Genomic DNA, 1,576 nt, shown 5'->3' on the forward strand with positions numbered 1-1,576 from the left:
CCGGGATTCCCGCCGCCGCCGCCGTTCCCGCGGCGCATCATGATCCGCGACGACTCCGGCCCCGGCCCCGCCTTCCTGAACGCACCCGGGCAGGCTGCCGGGACGGTCGGCGCCGTGATCGGCCGCAACCGGCTCGACGCCGGGGTGATCACCGCCGACGGCACCCCGGCACCGATCAGTGCCGCCGCGGCCGCACAGCTCGCCGACGTGCCGGCGAATCGGACGCCGACCACCGTCGAGCTCGACGGGCTCGGCAGCTACCGCGTCATCGCGAGCCACGCCCACGGTCCCCGGGAGGTCATCGTCGCCGGATTGCCGACATCGGCGGTCGACGACACCGTGCTGTCGGTGCTGCTGATCTTCGGCGTCGTCGGCGCGGTGGCGCTCGGGGCGGGCGCGGCGGTGGGCATCGTCGTCATCCGCCGCCAGCTCGCACCGCTGTCGAGGGTGTCGACCGCCGCCCGCGAGGTGGCCGACCTGGAACTCGACCGCGGCGAGGTGCGGCTGCCCACCCCGATCGTCGAGGTCGACCCCGCCGGCGCCCACACCGAGGTCGGCCAGCTCGGCACCTCGCTGAACCGGATGCTCGAGCGGATCTTCGATGCGCTGTCGGCGCGGCACGCCAGCGAGACCCGGGTGCGGCAGTTCGTCGCCGACGCGAGCCACGAACTGCGCACCCCGTTGGCTGCGATCCGCGGCTACACCGAACTGGCACAACGTAAGTCCGGCGAACTGCCCGACGACGTCGCGCACGCGATGAACCGGGTCGAGTCCGAGACGCAGCGGATGACCCGCCTCGTCGAGGACATGCTGCTGCTGGCGCGCCTCGACGACGGCCGCCCGCTGGAGCGTGAGCCGGTGGACCTGTCGCGCTTGACCGTCGACGCCGTCAGCGACGCCCACGTCGCAGGCCCCGAGCACCGGTGGTCGCTCGACCTGCCCGACGAGCCGGTGCTGGTCACCGGCGACGAGGCACGCCTGCAGCAGGTGCTGGTGAATCTGTTGGCGAACGCCCGGACCCACACGCCCCCGGGCACGTCGGTGACCGCCTCGCTGGCCGTCGAGGCGGGCGACGCGGTGCTCACCGTGCTCGACGACGGTCCCGGCATCCCGCAGTGGCTGCAGCCCGAGGTGTTCGAGCGGTTCGCGCGCGGCGACTCGTCCCGCTCGCGCCGCGGGGGCAGCACCGGCCTGGGTCTGGCGATCGTCGCCGCCGTGGTCCGCGCGCACGGCGGCACCATCGCACTCGACAGCGAACCGGGCCGCACCCGGTTCGTGGTCCGGCTGCCCGGCTCCGCGCAGACCTAGTCCGGGTGACCGGCGCGTGGTGACCCGCGACTCCTCCCGCGAGCAGACGCAGATTCGCACGAATCGACCCCGGCGCGTGCGATTTTCTGTCTGCTCGCGAGCCGTAGTGCGCCGCGCACCCCGACTCATAGCAGTCACACAGGTTGTGCCCACATCGAACACACCCCGCGAACCGACGATGGAGTCATGACAGACACCGCCCTCGGATCTCGCGCCGCGGCGGCCGCCGCCGGGGCCGAGCGCCGCCGCTTCGCCTGCAGACCCAACG

The 1,576-nt window shown here is 73.5% G+C and carries 1 protein-coding gene; it reads left to right on the forward strand.

What is annotated here, in order from left to right; translation table 11 throughout:
• The coding region (locus tag Q2100_RS31220; protein WP_302917123.1) for a sensor histidine kinase at positions 1-1,308 on the forward strand (1,308 nt) is incomplete at its 5' end.
• Positions 1,309-1,576: the final 268 nt, after the last annotated feature.

The organism is Mycolicibacterium arseniciresistens (assembly GCF_030519285.1).
Taxonomy (GTDB): domain Bacteria; phylum Actinomycetota; class Actinomycetes; order Mycobacteriales; family Mycobacteriaceae; genus Mycobacterium; species Mycobacterium arseniciresistens.